The sequence below is a fragment of the Corallococcus sp. AB018 genome (genome assembly GCF_003986945.1).
GTDB lineage: Bacteria > Myxococcota > Myxococcia > Myxococcales > Myxococcaceae > Corallococcus > Corallococcus exiguus.
In genome coordinates this window covers 61,926-76,435 of the sequence record NZ_RAWR01000011.1, presented here as the reverse complement: position 1 = coordinate 76,435, position 14,510 = coordinate 61,926, and the positions used below count along the sequence as shown (strand labels likewise).

Here is a 14,510-nt window from a genome sequence, read left to right as displayed (position 1 = left end):
CACCCAGACCTACCGGGTTTCCTGCCACCCACTCGGGAAACCACGAAAAACGTGCTGACACGGGCGGTGAATCACAGCTATTACGTAAGAATACCGTAGCGCTGTTTGGTTAGAGGGGCCCAATGGCGGAGGGAATGAGCGAGGCGGAGGCCACGCGGCGCGCGTTGGAGGCGTTGCCGGAGGGCCTTCGGGTGCGCTGGGTCCAGGAGGGCCGTGGGGCCTGGGTGCTGGGCTGTCAGGACTCGAGGCCGAACCTGCACGCGCCCCGGGGAGAGGACGTGCTCATCCAGGGCGAGCTGTGGCTGCTGGGCGCGCGCTACGTGGAGGGCGCGGTGCCGCGAGGCGCCCTGCAGGTGTGGCTGCTGGAAGGCCCCGTGCGGCACGTGCTGGCCTCTCGCGTGGCGGTGGGCGGCGAGGACCTGACGCTGGGGCTGGGGCCTCCTGGGGCGCGGGTGCCGTCGGCGCGCGTGGTGTGTCAGCGCGTGGAGTGGCGGCCGTACTCGGTCGCGAACGCGGCGCCGCTGGCGGCGGCCTTCGTGGACCTGTGGCGCGGCCTGGGCCGGGGCTCGCGGCTGGAGCGGCTGGGGCTGGATGTGGACGGCACGGTGGAGGGATGCGCGCGCGTGTCCCCCTTCGTGGAGGTGGAGGCGGACCGCAAGGGCAGCCGCCGCTCACCGACACGCCACCCGCTGCCCTCGTTCGAGGCGGCCACGGCGGACGTGCTGCGCGACTGCCGACTGTGGCTGCGCGCCACGGCGCACGCGCTGACCCGCGAGCCGCCCTTCCTGCGCGAGGTGTACCTGCCCTCCGGCGACGGCGAGCCCTTGCCGCCGCAGGCCACGGCCGCGAGGGAGTCCTTGAGCGCGCTGCTGGAGCGGCGGTTGCGCTGGGCGGAAGGGTGGCTGTCCCCGTCCTCGCTGCTGGAGCTGGAGGTGTCGCGCACGGTGCCCGAGCTCGTGGGCGCCGGGGCCTGCTGGCTCACCGCGCGCTTCGAGCAGGCCCAGACGGGCGGGATGGCCACCACCGTCACGCTGCTCGACACGCCCACCTTCTCCTCGGAGGTGCTGGCGCTCCTGCGCGGTTGGGCCCAGGCCACGGCGCTGGGGCGCGGCGCGGTGGTGCGCGGCCTGTTGCCCGTGGAGTGAGGCGGTTTCATCCCTCGGGTCTCGTACCCGGGGGGAGGGCGTTCAGCCAGGCGGCCCTGGCACCCGGCTTCCGCGTCCACACCTTGCCCCCGTCAAACGTTCATCCGCGAAGGCGGGGGAGGCAGGGCCCATGAGCAAGACGAATTGGAAGGCGCGGGCGGTGACAGCGGCGGTCGTGACGGGGCTGATGGGCTTCTCGGCCCACGCCAACGACGAGGAGACCAAGCAGCAAAAGCACGAGACGAAGCAGGGCAAGGCCGTGGGTGAGGCGGCCGCGAAGCGCGTGCAGTACGTGGGCAAGCTGGCCGTCTTCAACAACCGCCAGATCAAACTGGCGCGGCTCGCGGAGCAGCAGGCGACGGATCCGCAGGTGAAGGAGTTCGCCACCAAGCTGCGCGAGGACCACGAGAACAGCCAGAGCCAGCTGCGCACCTGGGCCGAGCAGAAGAAGATGCAGGTCAGTGCCCTCAGCGACAGCAACGTCACCTCCGAGGACCAGACGGGCACGGGCGGCTCCGGCGTCCAGCAGGGCTACCAGGAGAAGATGAAGGGCACCGGCGAGAAGCTGGGCAAGGCCATCGACGAGTCGAACGAGGAGATCACCAAGCTCCAGGCGAAGGAGGGCCCCGAGTTCGACAAGGCCTTCCTGTCGCGCATCGCGGAGGACCAGAAGAAGGGCATGGACGTCCTCAAGGAGGGCCGCAAGGAGTACAAGAACGACGCCAGCTTCCTGGCGCTCCTGAGCGACACCGAGAGCGTCGTCGCCCGCAACGAGACGAAGGCGAAGGAGCTCGAGAAGCAGATGAAGAAGTAGGGCCCGCGTGTGTAGCGCGGTGGGCGTCGGGCCGACGGGCCGGTTGACTCGGCCGGGTCCGGCGCCTATCCCCTGCGGATGCGCACGGCACTCGCGGCGATGGGAGTGACACTCGGGGGACTGCTGAGCGCGTGCCTTGCGTCCGCGCCAGTGGCCCCCGCGGTCCCCTCCGAGGGCGTGACGCCCGCGGGCCCCTTCGTCGAAGACGCGCGCCCCCTCTTCGAAGGCTGTGTCCCCATCCCGGACAGCGCCACGTCGCGCACGTACCGCTGCGGCTCGCTCTCCGTGTGGCTGCACGAACAGCCCGGGCGGAGCGAGGCGCAGGCCGTGGACGCCGGCCGTGCCCGCGTCCAGGCGCGGCTCGGCTCGAACCTCACGGAAGCCCGAGGCGAGCTGCCGCTCGGTGGACAGCCGCACCCGTCCCTGCGCTTCGAACGGTGCTCCGGGGAGAACGCCTGCACGGTGGGCGGCTACGTCACGGCGGTGACGCCCTCCGCGGGCCACGTGCGGCAACTGGGCTGCGTGGCGCGCGACGACGTCCGCGCGGGGCTGGGCCGGTGTCTGGAATTGTTCGCGTACCTGGCCACGCGGGGCAATCCGGAGGGCGACACGCTGTCGCCATCAGCGCTCGTCATGCCACCCCGGTTTCCGTGGCGGGTGCTGTTCGTACCGGAGGGCTGCGAGGTCGCGGACTCGACGACGCGCGCGGGGCGGATCCGCTGTGACGCGTCCACCTTCTCCTGGAGCATCTTCTGGCCGGTGGCGCCGGGCGCGGGCCAGGTGGAGCGCTGGCGCGACCGGAGCGCGGAGGAATTGCGCGACGCGCTCCCGGGGGCCGGCCCGGTGGAGGTGCTCGACTGCTACGTGGAGGGCCAGGCCACGCGCTGCGTCCGCTTCACCGCGCCCGCGCAGGAGGGTGGCGGTGACGTCCAGGTCTGGACCGGCGGCGTGAATTACAAGGGCTGGGGCCTGTTCGCGGCGTGCAGCCTCCCGGCGGGTGCGCTCTTCCCTTTTCCGACCACCTGCAACGGCGTGTTCGCTCCGCGCTGAAGGGACGTGGCGTTCGTGTTCCTCCTGGAAGGAGTGTCCAAGCGCTTCGGTGCCGCGCAGGCCCTGCACCCGCTGGACTTGAGTCTGCCCAAGGGCGCCACCACGGTGCTCATCGGCCCCAGCGGCTGTGGGAAATCCACGCTGCTGCGGCTGCTCAACGGCCTGCTCCGGCCCGAGACCGGCCGCGTGCTCTTCGATGGACAACCCCTGCCGGAGGACGCGGACGCATTGCTCGCCGTGCGCCAACGCGTGGGCTACGCGCTCCAGGGCGGAGGCCTGTTCCCGCACCTCACCGGCGCGCGGAACGTCACGTTGATGGCGCGGCACCTGCGCTGGCCGGAGGCGCGGATCCGCGAGCGACTGACGCAATTGATGGACCTGACGCGCTTCCCGGAGGATGCGCTGGAGCGCTTCCCGGGAGAGCTCTCCGGAGGCCAGCGGCAGCGCGTGGCATTGATGCGCGCGCTGATGCTGGACCCGGACGTGCTGCTGCTGGATGAACCCCTGGGCGCGTTGGATCCGCTGGTGCGCCATGACCTCCAGACGGACCTGCGCGGCATCTTCGAGCGGCTGGGCAAGACGGTGGTGCTCGTCACGCACGACCTGGCGGAAGCGGCCTTCCTGGGAGACGGCATCGTGCTGATGCGCGATGGCCAGGTGGTGCAGCAGGGCACGCTGGACGAGATGGAGGCGCGTCCTACGGATCCGTTCGTCACGCGCTTCATCCAGGCGCAGCGCCCGCTGCCCCTGCGGAGGCCGGGATGATGCGCGCGCTGTGGCTGGCGTGGCTGCTGTTGCTCACCGTCGCGTGCACGAGCACTGAAGGTGGCGGGCCCCAGGTGCGCGTGGGGTCCAAGAAGTTCACCGAGTCCGTCATCCTCGGGGACATGGTGACGCAGGTGGCGGAGCACGCGGGCGCGCGGGCCTCGCACCGGCGCGAGCTGGGCGGCACCACGGTGTTGTGGGAGGCGCTGCGCCGGGGCGAGCTGGACGTCTATCCCGAGTACACCGGCACGCTGAGGCAGGAGTTGCTCGTGGGGCGCGCGCTGCCGGACGACGATGCGCTGAGGAAGGCGCTCGCGGACGAAGGCCTGCGGATGAGCGCGTCGCTGGGCTTCAACAACACCTACGCGCTGGGCATGAAGGAGGCGGAGGCCGAGCGGTTGGGCATCCGCCGCATCTCCGACTTGAAGGCGCACCCGGAGCTGCGCGTGGGCTTCAGCAACGAGTTCATGCAGCGGGGCGACGGCTGGCCCGCGCTGCGCGACGCATACGGCCTGCCCCAGCGCGACGTGCGCGGCCTGGACCACGACCTGGCGTACCGGGGCATGGAGAGCGGCGCCATCCAGCTCACGGACCTGTACTCCACGGACGCGGAGATCGCCGCCTACGGGCTGCGCGTGCTGGAGGACGACCGGCACCACTTCCCCGCGTACGACGCCGTGCTCCTCTATCGCGCGGACCTGGAGACGCGAGCGCCTCAAGTGGTCCAGGCGCTGCGCCGGCTGGAGGGCTCGCTGACGGAAGCGGAGATGGTGCAGCTCAACGCCCGCGCGCGGCTGGAGCACGTGCCGGAGGCCCAGGTGGCGGCGGACTTCCTCCAGGCTTCATTGGGCCTGACGACGGAGGTGCACACGGACGGGCGGGGTGCGCGCATCTGGCAGCGCACGCGCGAGCACCTGTTCCTCGTGGGGCTGTCGCTGATGGCGGCCATCGCGCTGGCCATCCCGCTGGGCGTGGTGGCCGCGCGCCGTCCACGCCTGGGGCAGGGCGTGCTCGGCCTGTCGAGCGTCATCCAGACGGTGCCGTCGCTGGCGCTGCTGGTGTTCATGATTCCGCTGCTGGGCATCGGCTCGAAGCCTGCCATCGCGGCGCTGTTCCTCTACAGCCTGTTGCCCATCGTGCGGAACACGGCGGCGGGGCTGCAGGGCATCCCGTGGGAGGTGCGCGAATCCGCGGAGGCGCTGGGCCTGCCCTCCGGCGCGAGGCTGTGGCGCATCGAGCTGCCGATGGCGGCGGCGTCCATCCTCGCGGGTATCCAGACGGCGGCGGTCATCAACGTGGGCACCGCCACGCTGGGCGCGCTGGTGGGCGCGGGCGGCTACGGCCAGCCCATCCTCACCGGCATCCGCCTGGACGACGTGGGGCTCATCCTGGAGGGCGCGGTGCCTGCGGCGGTGCTCGCGCTCGCGGTCAGCGGCCTCTTCGAAGCGGTGGCCCGGGTGCTGGTACCCCGGGGCCTGCGCGGCTGAGCGCTACACCGGCTCCACGCGGGAGGCGGGCTCGGGAGCGGGCTCCAGGCGCGGCGCGTCCTCCGCGAGCCCCGCCGCGCACAGCCGCACCACGCACATCCACACGCAGTCCGCGAGCAGCAGGTGCACCAGCTGCATCGTCACCGGCGCCAGCAGCACCAGGTTGATGATGCCCGCGCACAGCTGCGCCACGTACATGGCGGTGAGCCACGTGGACGCGCGCCGCACGTCCGGCGAGGGCCGAAGCCGCGCCACCTGACGGCCGCCGAACACCAGCAGCGCGCCCATGGCCACCGCGATGGCCGGGTGGAACATGCGCAGGCGCAAGAGCACGTGCGCCGTCTCCGACAGGTCCTGCTCGAAGCCGTGCGTGAGGCTGGTGGCGGGGAAGAGCGTGTCGCCCAGCGCGGCCACCGCGCCGCTGACGCCCAGCACCAGCATGCCGACGATGCTCCCGCCCAGCAGCGCGCCCACGACGCCCTGGCCCTGGAGCACCATGCGCGCACGGCCCTTGGAGGCCCACACCACCATCGTCTGCGCGCCCACCAGGAGGAAGGTGTTGGTCAGGTGCACGCCCATCCACACCGCGCGGCCCAGGCGCGCGTCCTGCGCCACGTACTTGAGCAACACGATGCCCGCGCCCACCAGGCCCTCCGTGAGCATGAACACCAGCGCCCAGAACGCCGCGCGGCGGCCCGGGTGGCCCTTGGGGAACTCGCGGCGGCCCCAGACGTAGAGGACGACGGCGAGCACCGTGGCCAGGCCGCTGGTGACACGGTGGGTGTACTCGATGAGGGTCTGGAGGGTGGGGGCGCGCGGCAGCACCTCGCCGTTGCAGACGGGCCAGTGGTCGCCGCAGCCCGCGCCGGAACCGGTGGCGCGCACGAACGCGCCCCAGAGGATGACGCCCAGGCTGTAGAGGAGCACGCCCATGCTGAACCACTGGAAGCGGCGGGTCGCGGCGGTGGGAAGGGTCATCGTGTCCTCCCAGTACCGCATCCGTTTACAGGGGACCACCGCGTGACCGTGTCCGCCTGCCCGCCGCGCGCCAATGGCTCAACACCTGCGCTTATGGGGCCACCCACGACAGTCCCCAACCCCGGGGGAAGTTGTTAGCGTCACCTCGTGCCCCGAGACCGCGAAGCGCCCCCTGCCTCCTCGCCCCCCCACGACGCGGCCGAGCGCCTGCGCCGGCTGGAAGCGGCCATCGAGGAGGGTCGCGCGCGCAAGGACGCGGCCCTGGAGGCGTGGGTGCGCCGGATGGGTCGCCTGCCCACCGAGAAGGAGCGCGACCGCTGGGAACGGGAGTGGGAGCGCGGCGCGGAGCGGGAGCGCCAGCGGTGGGAGAAGCAGTGGGAGCGCGAGTCGAAGGACGCCCTGCGCCGCGCGGAGCGGCACGCCAAACGCGACGCGTACATCGCGCAGCAGCAGGCCCACCGCGATGCGAAGCGCGCGGAGAAGGCGGCGCGGGAGGAGGCCTCTCGCAACCCGGTGGTGGGCGTGGGGCAGCTCGTCGTCGCACTGGCGTGCGTGGCCACGGTGGTGCGTTTTCCGCATCAGTACTGGTGGCTGCTGTTCGTGGCGTTCGGCTTCTTCAAGGGGGCCGCGAAGCACCTGCGCGCGCGCAACAACCCCCTGCTGACGCGCGTGGAGGAGCCGCCCGCGCCGGTGCTGCCCCAGGTGAAGGCGCCGGAGGTACCGGCGGATCCACGCCTGACGCGCGTGGACGCCGTCTGCGAGAAGCTGCTCGCGGAGCTGCGTGCGGGGAAGGGCGTGTTGCAGGAGATGGTGCGCTCGCCGGAGCGCACCGTGCAGGACCTGCGCAAGAGCTGCCACGAGCTCGTCCGCCGCGAACGAGAGCTGCGCACGGTGGCGCCGCCGGAGGACGTGCAGCGGCTGGCGGACGAGCGCAAGAAGCTGGAGACGCGCTGGGCCGCGGAGGAGGACGTGGTGGTGCGCGACCGGCTGCGCGCGGCGTTGCAGGTGCTGGATGAACAGGTGCGCCAGCGCGCGGAGCTGACGAAGGCGGCGGACCGGCTGGAGGCCGAGTTCACGCGGCTCGCCTACACCCTGGAGAACCTCTACGCCCAGGTGCTGCGGGTGCGCTCGGCGGACGCGGCGGACGCGGACGTGGCCGGCGCGGGCCTGCGCCACAGCGTGGAGCAGCTGGGCGCGGAGGTGGACGCCGTGACGTCCGCGCTGGAAGAGGTGCACGGCGCGCCCGTGGATGGCCGGGTGCGTACGCGCTGACGGACGGGGCGGAGCTATTCGCCCGCGTGCTTTGACGGTGGCGGTGCGCCGGCCGCGCCGGTGATGCGGACGGTCTTGGCGTTGACGAACTCGCGGATGCCCAGGTCGGCCAGCTCGCGGCCGTGGCCGGAGTGCTTCACGCCACCGAAGGGCAGGCGCGCGTCGGATGCGACGAGCGCGTTGACGAACACCATGCCGGCCTCGATGCCGTCGATGAGCCGGCGCTGTTCGTTCGCGTCCTGGGTCCACACGCTGGCGCCCAGGCCGAAGGGGGTCGCGTTGGCCAGCTCGATGGCGTGCTCCAGGTCGCGGGCGCGCAGCAGCGTGGCCACGGGGCCGAAGAGTTCGTCATGGAAGGCGGGGGCCTTCGGCGGCGGATCCGCCAGGACGGTGGGCGGGTAGAAGTTGCCGGGACCGCCCTGGGGTTTGCCGCCGAGCAGCAGCCGGGTGCCGGCCTTCACGCTCTCCTGCACCTGGGCGTGCAGCCCTTCGAGGATGCCGGGCGTGGCGAGCGGACCGACATCGGTCTTCGGATCCATGGGGTCACCGACCACCATGCTCTTCATGCGTTCGACGAAGCGGCGTTCGAACTCCTGGGCGATGGGTTCGGCGACGATGAAGCGCTTGGCGGCGATGCAGGACTGGCCGTTGTTGATGAGGCGCGCGGACACGGCGGTGTGCACGGCCTTGTCCAGGTCCGCGCTGGGCATGACGATGAACGGGTCGCTGCCGCCCAGCTCCAGGACGACCTTCTTGATGGCACGGCCCGCGGCGGCGCCGACAGCGCGTCCAGCGCCCTCGCTGCCGGTGAGGGTGACGGCCTTCACGCGAGGGTCTTCGATGACGCGGTTCACCTCCGACGTCTCGATGAACAGCGATTGGAAGGCGCCTTCAGGGAAGCCAGCGGTGCGGAAGATCTCCTCGAGTGCGATGGCGCACTGGGGCACGTTGCTGGCGTGTTTGAGGAGGCCCACGTTGCCGGCCATGAGGGCGGGGGCGGCGAAGCGCACGACCTGCCAGAAGGGGAAGTTCCACGGCATGATGGCGAGAACGGGGCCCAGGGGCTGATAGCGCACGAAGGCGGTGTCGCCATCCACGTCGATGGGCGTGTCGCGAAGGAGCTTCTCCGCGCGGGTGACGTAGTAGCGGCACGCGGTGGCGCTCTTGATGGACTCCGCCTTGGCGGCCTCCAGGGGCTTGCCCATCTCCTCCGTCATCATGCGGCCGAAGCGGCCGGCTTCGACTTCGAGGATTTCAGCGGCGCGGCGCATCCAGCGGGCACGGTCGGCGAAGGACGTCTCGCGGTAGGAGCGGAACGTATCCGCGGCCCGTTGCAGCTTGCGCTCCAGTTCCTCGGACGAGAGCACGTCGAACGTGCGCAGCGTCTTGCCGGTGGTGGGGCTGATGGTGGCGATGGCCATGTGCGGGTGCCTCCCGGTGAGAGCGTCACCGGGTGATAACAGGCCCCACCCCCGTGACAATGCCTCCGGAGTCCGAGCGTCCAGGGGCGTACGCCGCGAGACCGCGACTCAGGACTCCATGACGGTGGGAGACAGCGCGTCCGACTGGAGCGCCGCGATGAAGGTGTCTAGGTCTTCCGCCAGCAAGTGGACGCTGCTCATGCCCGGCCGGGCATGCGCGTCCCAGTAGAACACCCGGCCCGCTGTGGCGCCGGTCACGGACAGGCAGACCTTGTCCGCGCCTTCCGTCGTCGCGATGGGGAGCAGACCCGGCGGAATGCGATCCCGGAAGACTTCCAGGTTCCAGTCCAGGTTGCAGGACTCGATGGGATCGTTGAGCCCGAAGAAGAAGTGGATCCGGCCGATGGGATTCCCCGGCAGGCCCTGGAGCTTGAAGAGGTCGCGCTCCGGCCGGCCTCCGTTGGTGGCCAGTAGGAACTCACGAAGCGGAAGTGGGAGCGCGAGCTCGAACCGCTGCTCGAACGCATCCAGGTCCGCGTTGCTCAGTAGTGGTTCACTCTCGGTCGTCCGCATGACCTCGGCCCCGCTTCAGCGTTCTCTCTTCTGCTCCAGTATCCTGTCGAAGGAACCATGACCTATCAGAACGAGTGGCGGCCACGATTCCCCGTTCCGCCTCACAGGTCGAGCTACATCGTGGAGGGCCGCCCGGTGGAAGTGGACGCCTTGAGCGTGCGCACCATGAACTTCAGCCAGCACTGGCGGACACCGGGCATCGTTGAGGTCCGTTACGAAGTCACCTTGCCTGGTGCCTACGCCGTGGCGCTGCTCGAACAGGACTGGGCCGATCTGGTGGAGGACTACCAGCGCTTCCCCGCGCCGGATGATCCATTGGATCAAGCGCTGCGTGCTCTCGACTGGCCCGAGCCGGCACGAGCGCTCGCGGACCCGGTGGCGGCCCCTCTGGTGCTCGACTCCTTCACTCACGAGTTGCTGTTGCGCTGGTTCGACGACGGCGTCCCTTCAGGTTCCGGCTTCGTGCTCAACACCGTCGATGCGTTCAGCATGGCCGGTGCCGACGTGTACCTCGCAGGCCGAGCAAGGCCCCATGTTCCCGACGTGCCCTACGCCTATCAGGACGTCTGAGGAACGACCCATCGTCGTCTCTAGCCGGCACCCGTGACCGAATCACCGACTGCCCACGGCCAACGGCATCCCGGCCCCGTGGTCCCATGGCTTCCGACTCGCAGGAGTTCGCGCGGAGGCTTTGCATGGGAATGGCCGTGGGAGGCAGGGGCGGAGTGAAGGCCGACATCAACGTCACCCCTTTGGTCGACGTGGTGCTCGTGCTGCTGATCATCTTCATGGTCGTGACCCCGCTGGCCCAGCAGGACAAGGACGTCACCCTGCCCACCGCCGCCCAGGGCGAGCCGCGCGAGAAGCCCGAGCCCCTGGTCTTCTCCCTCACCGCGGACAAGATGCTGTACGTCGGCAACGAGTCCTTCCCGGACGCCGCGCGCTTCCAGGAGCGCGTCCAGCAGGAGCTGCGCGCCCGTCCCGACCGCAAGCTGCTCCTCAAGGCCGATGAGACGCTCACCTGCGGCGACGTGCTCGGTGTGCTGCAACAGTCGCGGGACGCGGGTGCGCTGAAGGTGTCCCTGGGTGTCTCCATGAGGAAGAACTGAGGAGAATCGCCATGCACGCAAGACGCCCTGTCGTGGTGAAGCCCCAGTCCGGTCTCCAGTCGGACATCAACGTCACGCCGCTCGTGGACGTGGTCCTCGTGCTGTTGATCATCTTCATGGTCATGACCCCGCTCATGCGCGGGGAGTTTCAACTCCAGCTCCCCACCGCACAGACCTCCCCGACCGAGGAGCCCCCGACGTCGAAGGAGCTGGCCCCCGGCCTCGTGCGCCTCACCGCGGACGGCTCGCTGCTCCTGGAAGGCGAGCCCGTGAGCGAAGCCGAATTCGTGCCACGCCTGCGCGCCTTCCTGGAGGCCCGCCCCAAGGGCCAGCGCGGCCTGTTCTTCCAGCCGGACGCGCGGGCCCCCTACACACGGCTCATCAGCGCCCTCGACGGCGCGAAGGCCGCCGGTGCCGAAGCGCTGGGCCTGTCCGTCCAGAACCCCTGAGCACCTGGAGCCTGCCCGACACTCGCCGCGAAAAGCCCGTGGCCAGCCCGCACCCGCTGTCCTAAGTCACGGTCATGTCACGAGGGCCATGGCGGTGGGTGTCGGGTTGGGACGTGATGGTGACGCGGCCCCTGGGGCTGCTGCTGCTCGTGGTCGCGTGCGTCCTGGGCTTCGTCGTCCTGTCGGATGAAGTGCATGAAGGCGACACGCAGGACATCGACGAGCGCATCGTGCGCTCCCTGCGTCGTCCCGAAGACCCAGGGCTCCCCCGAGGCCCGTGGTGGCTCGCGGAGACCGCGCGCGACGTGACGTCCCTGGGCGGCTTCCCCGTCCTGGCGCTCCTCACCGCGGCCGTGTGCGGCTTCCTCGTGGTGGCCCGCCGCTACCGCACCAGCCTCTTCGTGCTGTCCGCCATCGTCGGCGGGTGGATCCTCAACGCGCTGCTCAAGAACCTGTTCCACCGCCCGCGCCCCTCGGTGGTGCCCCACCTCACCGAGACGATGTCCACCAGCTTCCCCAGCGGCCACGCCATGCTGTCCGCCATCACCTACCTCACCCTGGGCGCGCTGCTGGCCCAGTTCGCCGAGCACCGCCGCGTGAAGGTCTACCTCCTCTCCGTGGCCCTGGTGCTCTCCGTCCTGGTGGGCTGCACCCGCGTGTACCTGGGCGTGCACTACCCCACGGACGTGCTCGGTGGCTGGGTGGCCGGGCTCGCGTGGGCCCTGTTCGTCACCGTCGCGGCCCGCACCGTGCGCCGCCGCAGCCCCGCCCTGCGGGAAGAGGCCCAGCGCCCCGTGGAATGAGCCTTGCGCCCACGGCCCCCGCGCGTGATGAAGGGGCCACCACCTTTTCCGACCTGCTCCCTGTGTCCCTCATCCCCGTGAACACCCGCCATCCCCTGCCACCCGCGAGGCGCGGATGATTCAAGCGTGGCTCTGGAAGCTGGGCCTGGGACGCGGCCGGGTGCACGTCTTCTACGACGAGGCCTACCGCCTTCCCCTCACCGGCATCGAGTCCTCCGTGGGCATCGAGCCGCGCGGCACCGACTTCACCACCTGGTACCTGCTGGAGGCCGGCGTGGTGCGCGCCGCGGACGTGCGCCACCCCGTGCCCGTGTCCTACGCGCAGCTCGCGCGCGTGCACGACGCCCGCTACCTGGAGTCCCTCTCCGACCCCGCGACGCTCGCGCGCATCTACGCCACCGACCCGTCGGAAGTGCCCGTGGACGCGCTCCTGGACAGCGTGCGGCTCGTGTGCGGCGGGACGTTGGGCGCGGCCCGGCTGGCGCTCGCGCGACAGGGGCCCGTGGTCAACATGGCCGGTGGCTTCCACCACGCGCGCCCGGACAAGGGCGGCGGCTTCTGCACCGTCAACGACATCGCGGTGTCCGTGGCGGACCTGCGCGCCTCCGGCTTCGACGGCTCCGTGGCCGTGCTGGACCTGGACGCGCACCCGCCGGACGGCACCGCCGCGTGCCTCGCCGGACAACCCAAGGCGTGGATCGGCTCCGTGTCCGGCAGCGACTGGGGCGTGCTGCCCCCCGGCGTGGATGAAACACGCGTGCCGGATGGCTGCGACGACGTCACCTACGTGCAGAAGGTGAAGGACCTGCTCGCGCGCATGCCCCGTTCGGACATCACCTTCGTCATCGCCGGCGGGGACGTGCTGTCCGGGGACCGCTTCGGGCGCGTGGGCATCACGCTCCAGGGGGCGCGCAAACGCGACGTGGCCATCGCCGCCGCGCTGCGAGGACAGGCCAGCGTGTGGCTGCCCGGGGGCGGCTACCACGCGGAGTCCTGGAAGCTGTTCGCGGGCACGGTGCTGGTGCTCGCGGGCCTGGGCCACCAGCGCATCACCGCGCGCTATGACCCGTTGAGCGCGCGCTTCCAGCGCATCGCGCACATGTTGGATCCGGAGAAGGCCAACACCGCCGGGAAGGCGCCGCACTGGGAGCCCTTCTCGCTGGAGGACCTGGAGGGCCCGCTGCGGCTGGGGCCGGAGGTGCAGCCACGCGTCCTGGGCCACTACACCGCGCAGGGCATCGAGTACGCGCTCTTCCGCTACGGCCTGCTGTCGTACGTGGAGCGCCTGGGCTACAGCCGCCTGCGCGTGCAGGTGGCCTCCACCGGCGGCACCGGCGACCGCATCATGGTGCTGGGCCACGCGGGCGGCCGCGAGCACCTGCTGTCGGACTCGGTGGTGGAGAAGAAGGAAATCCAGGGCGAGACCTTCCTCTTCGCCAACTGGCTGTCCCTGCGCCATCCCCGCGCGCGCTTCAGCGACAAGCGTCCGCAGCTGCCCGGCCAGGAGGTGCCCGGCCTGGGCCTGTCTCGCGAGACGACCGAGGTGCTGCTCGCCATGGCCCAGCGCCTGGGCCTGGCCGGCGTGGCCTTCCGGCCCATGTGGTACCACCTGGCCGTCGTCGCGCGCGGCCGCTTCCACTTCTCCACCCCGGAGCGCCAGGGCCGCTTCGAAGCGCTGATGCGCGACCTGTCCTCGCTGTCGCTCGTGGAGGCCACGCGCGCCGTGGCCGAAGGGCGCGTGCGCCTGGACGGCCAGCCGTACCCGTGGGAGCCGGACGACATGCTCTGCCACCTGACCCCCGTGTCCTTGGACGCGGAGGCCGTGGCGAAGGAGCGCGAGCGCTGCCACTTCACCGTGGTGACCGCGGCAGCACCGGAGCCCGTCACCGCTCCGCCCGTGAAGCCCGAGCCCCTGTGAAGCCGATGCGGGGCCCGTGGTAGGTCAGGACACGTGGACCTGAACGCGCAACGCCGTGAACAACACAAGCTGCGGCTGTCGTGGATGCCGTGGCTCTACTTCAGTCTCAAGCCGCGCCACCGCGAGTGGGCGGAGGCCTGGCAGCGCGAGGTGCAGGACCGCCTGCGCGAGCTGGAGACAGTTGATATCGCCGAAGGATGTTTCATTGCCCCGGAGGCGCGCATCTTCGCGGAGCCCGGCCGCACCGTGCGCATCGGGCCGGGGTGCAGCATTGGCGCGGACGTCTTCGTGCACGGGCCCGTGGTGCTGGAGTCGCGCGTCAGCCTCAACGCGCGCGTCAGCCTGGACGGCGGCACTTGCGGCGTCCGCATCGGCGAAGGCAGTCGCATCGCCACCGGCGCCACGCTCTATGCCTTCGACCATGGCCTCGCGCCGGATCGCCCCGTGCGCGAGCAGCCCGTCACCTCGAAGGGCATCGTGATTGGCCAGGACGTCTGGGTGGGCGCCAACGCGGGTATCACCGACGGTGTCACCGTGGGCGACCACGCGGTGATTGGAATGGGCGCCGTCGTCACCCGCGACGTGCCCCCGTGGGCCATCGTTGGTGGCGTGCCTGCACGCCTGCTTGGGGATCGCCGTCAACGCCCCCGTTCCGGAATTCCCGGGGGCTGGGAGCCTCCCGACTCCGAGGGAAACCCCTGAGTCCAGGGTGGGTCCATTGACTTT

The 14,510-nt window shown here is 70.9% G+C and carries 15 protein-coding genes; 12 read left to right on the top strand and 3 right to left on the bottom strand.

Annotated elements, in window-relative coordinates; translation table 11 throughout:
* Positions 1–122: 122 nt before the first annotated feature.
* The 5 genes from D7Y11_RS04425 (at position 123) to D7Y11_RS04405 (ending at position 5,261) form a co-directional block, all read left to right on the top strand.
* On the top strand, positions 123–1,145 hold the full coding sequence (locus D7Y11_RS04425; protein WP_120574723.1) for a hypothetical protein: 1,023 nt from the start codon (positions 123–125) through the stop codon (positions 1,143–1,145).
* A 130-nt stretch (positions 1,146–1,275) separates the two neighbouring features.
* Positions 1,276–1,959 (top strand): DUF4142 domain-containing protein, encoded by a 684-nt coding sequence (locus tag D7Y11_RS04420; protein ID WP_120574722.1) that lies wholly within the window; start codon positions 1,276–1,278, stop codon positions 1,957–1,959.
* A 150-nt stretch (positions 1,960–2,109) separates the two neighbouring features.
* The gene (locus tag D7Y11_RS04415; RefSeq protein ID WP_199733723.1) at positions 2,110–3,009 is read left to right on the top strand and encodes a hypothetical protein; all 900 of its coding nucleotides are present in this window, start codon (positions 2,110–2,112) and stop codon (positions 3,007–3,009) included.
* Positions 3,010–3,024: 15 nt separating this feature from the next.
* Entirely contained in the window at positions 3,025–3,774 is a 750-nt protein-coding gene (locus tag D7Y11_RS04410; RefSeq protein ID WP_120574732.1) for an ATP-binding cassette domain-containing protein, read from the top strand.
* Positions 3,774–5,261 carry a glycine betaine ABC transporter substrate-binding protein gene (locus D7Y11_RS04405; RefSeq protein ID WP_120574721.1) on the top strand — a complete coding sequence of 496 codons (1,488 nt, stop codon included), beginning with the start codon at positions 3,774–3,776 and terminating at the stop codon, positions 5,259–5,261. Before D7Y11_RS04410 ends, D7Y11_RS04405 begins: the two co-directional genes overlap by 1 nt.
* A 3-nt stretch (positions 5,262–5,264) precedes the next feature.
* Here D7Y11_RS04405 and D7Y11_RS04400 read toward each other — a convergent pair whose 3' ends face one another.
* Positions 5,265–6,239, bottom strand: a complete 975-nt coding sequence (locus tag D7Y11_RS04400; RefSeq protein ID WP_126933098.1) for a COX15/CtaA family protein — start codon at positions 6,237–6,239, stop codon at positions 5,265–5,267.
* Positions 6,240–6,386: 147 nt separating this feature from the next.
* Here D7Y11_RS04400 and D7Y11_RS04395 point away from each other — a divergent pair, with 147 nt between their 5' ends.
* Entirely contained in the window at positions 6,387–7,511 is a 1,125-nt protein-coding gene (locus D7Y11_RS04395) for a hypothetical protein (RefSeq protein WP_120593769.1), read from the top strand.
* Positions 7,512–7,525: 14 nt separating this feature from the next.
* On the opposite strand, the gene D7Y11_RS04390 is transcribed toward D7Y11_RS04395, so the two are convergent.
* Entirely contained in the window at positions 7,526–8,932 is a 1,407-nt protein-coding gene (locus D7Y11_RS04390) for an NAD-dependent succinate-semialdehyde dehydrogenase (RefSeq protein WP_126933097.1), read from the bottom strand.
* A 108-nt stretch (positions 8,933–9,040) separates the two neighbouring features.
* The gene (locus D7Y11_RS04385) at positions 9,041–9,505 is read right to left on the bottom strand and encodes an SMI1/KNR4 family protein (RefSeq protein ID WP_126933096.1); all 465 of its coding nucleotides are present in this window, start codon (positions 9,503–9,505) and stop codon (positions 9,041–9,043) included.
* 135 nt (positions 9,506–9,640) lie between these two features.
* On the opposite strand from D7Y11_RS04385, the gene D7Y11_RS04380 reads away from it, so the two are divergent.
* The 6 genes from D7Y11_RS04380 to D7Y11_RS04355 all read left to right on the top strand — a co-directional run bounded on the left by D7Y11_RS04380 (position 9,641) and on the right by D7Y11_RS04355 (position 14,486).
* Positions 9,641–10,075, top strand: coding sequence for a hypothetical protein (locus D7Y11_RS04380; RefSeq protein ID WP_233607195.1), 435 nt, complete (start codon positions 9,641–9,643; stop codon positions 10,073–10,075).
* 125 nt (positions 10,076–10,200) lie between these two features.
* Entirely contained in the window at positions 10,201–10,614 is a 414-nt protein-coding gene (locus tag D7Y11_RS04375) for a biopolymer transporter ExbD (RefSeq protein WP_120574716.1), read from the top strand.
* Between the two features lie 11 nt (positions 10,615–10,625).
* Entirely contained in the window at positions 10,626–11,063 is a 438-nt protein-coding gene (locus D7Y11_RS04370) for a biopolymer transporter ExbD (protein ID WP_126933094.1), read from the top strand.
* A 74-nt stretch (positions 11,064–11,137) separates the two neighbouring features.
* Positions 11,138–11,866 (top strand): phosphatase PAP2 family protein, encoded by a 729-nt coding sequence (locus D7Y11_RS04365; RefSeq protein WP_120574714.1) that lies wholly within the window; start codon positions 11,138–11,140, stop codon positions 11,864–11,866.
* Positions 11,867–11,981: 115 nt separating this feature from the next.
* Positions 11,982–13,784: a histone deacetylase gene (locus D7Y11_RS04360; protein ID WP_126933093.1), complete on the top strand. Its 1,803-nt coding sequence runs from the start codon at positions 11,982–11,984 to the stop codon at positions 13,782–13,784.
* A gap of 33 nt (positions 13,785–13,817) precedes the next feature.
* Positions 13,818–14,486: a DapH/DapD/GlmU-related protein gene (locus D7Y11_RS04355; RefSeq protein ID WP_120574712.1), complete on the top strand. Its 669-nt coding sequence runs from the start codon at positions 13,818–13,820 to the stop codon at positions 14,484–14,486.
* The last annotated feature ends 24 nt before the right edge of the window (positions 14,487–14,510 follow it).